We start from the raw sequence: 1058 nt of genomic DNA, 5'->3' as shown, positions 1-1058 counted from the left end.
CAGTTAAGCCTGATGACCATAGCGAGGCGGTCCCACTCCTTCCCATCCCGAACAGGACAGTGAAATGCCTCAGCGCCGATGATAGTGCGGATTCCCGTGTGAAAGTAGGTCATCGTCAGGCTAGTATTAAACAAAGCCCCCTGCTCGAAAGAGTTGGGGGCTTTTTGCTTTTCAGGATCTGGTTTATTAGGGTGCGGAGTTTTTAAACATTGCGGCGGCAAATTGTTTCTCCCGGGCCTGGACTGTTTGAAGAAATTCAGCGGCGCCCTTCATTGCGCGAAAGGTGTCGAAGCCTGATTCAAGAAATGCCTGCAATTCCCCCATGCCTGCGCCTGTTGCTGGGCCTCGCATCATTCTCAATGCGTGCCTGAGCAACGGCTTGCGCGTTAAGTTCTCCAGCGATTCGCCGACGGCAACCGTCAAGCTTATCTGAAGTTGGCGCGACTCTGAGTCCGCGCAGGCCTGCCAGGCAAGCCGATAACTTTCGGCGCTAATGTGTTCCGTATCCAAATGCTCGGCCATCAAGGTGTCCAACCTTTCGGATATTGCATGCAGACGAGCAAGTCTCAACACGGTATCGACGACCTCCGATGGAAACAATTTGACCAAGGCCGGGACTACTCGTGCAAATTGTGCGTCACGGCGAGTGTAGTCACCGGGGCCGTAGAGTTCCTGCAAGAAGAACTCGGCAGCCCCCTGGTAGCGTGGCGAGATCAATAGGTCAGCATAGGTTTGGGCGAAACGCTGTTGTTGATAGCGTTTGAGTGCCTGAACTTTCGCTACCAAGCCAGGGGTCTGTTCGCGCCGCTGGCGTTGTGTATTCACTTCTTGGAGGTGATGCAATATCTGTTCGTCTATTGCTGAATGCATGGCTGACCGACTCAATGGAATAGTGCGATTGTGAGCCCAGTACACTGGATCGATGAATGGATGGATCTGCGGATTTCAGCGATCCCGGACAGTCATTTCAGCGTGATGGTGGACAGCGTTTCAAACTGATCGCGGACAGTTTGGGCGCGCGCAAGTGCCTGGGTTGATGGTAGCTCAGGTGTCCGCGA

General features: G+C 53.9%; 1 protein-coding gene and 1 rRNA gene. One reads left to right on the top strand and one right to left on the bottom strand.

Annotated elements, in window-relative coordinates; all coding sequences use genetic code 11:
• The first annotated feature begins 8 nt into the window (after nucleotides 1-8).
• Nucleotides 9-121 (top strand): 5S ribosomal RNA (gene rrf, locus PRZ03_RS23810).
• Between the two features lie 65 nt (nucleotides 122-186).
• On the opposite strand, the gene PRZ03_RS23805 is transcribed toward rrf, so the two are convergent.
• A complete protein-coding gene (locus tag PRZ03_RS23805) occupies nucleotides 187-870 on the bottom strand; it encodes an FFLEELY motif protein (RefSeq protein ID WP_273602576.1) in 684 nt (227 codons plus the stop codon).
• Between the last annotated feature and the right edge of the window lie 188 nt (nucleotides 871-1058).

This window comes from Roseateles albus (assembly GCF_028595345.1).
GTDB classification, from domain to species: domain Bacteria; phylum Pseudomonadota; class Gammaproteobacteria; order Burkholderiales; family Burkholderiaceae_C; genus Paucibacter_A; species Paucibacter_A albus.
This window is presented reverse-complemented; position numbering and strand designations above follow the sequence as displayed.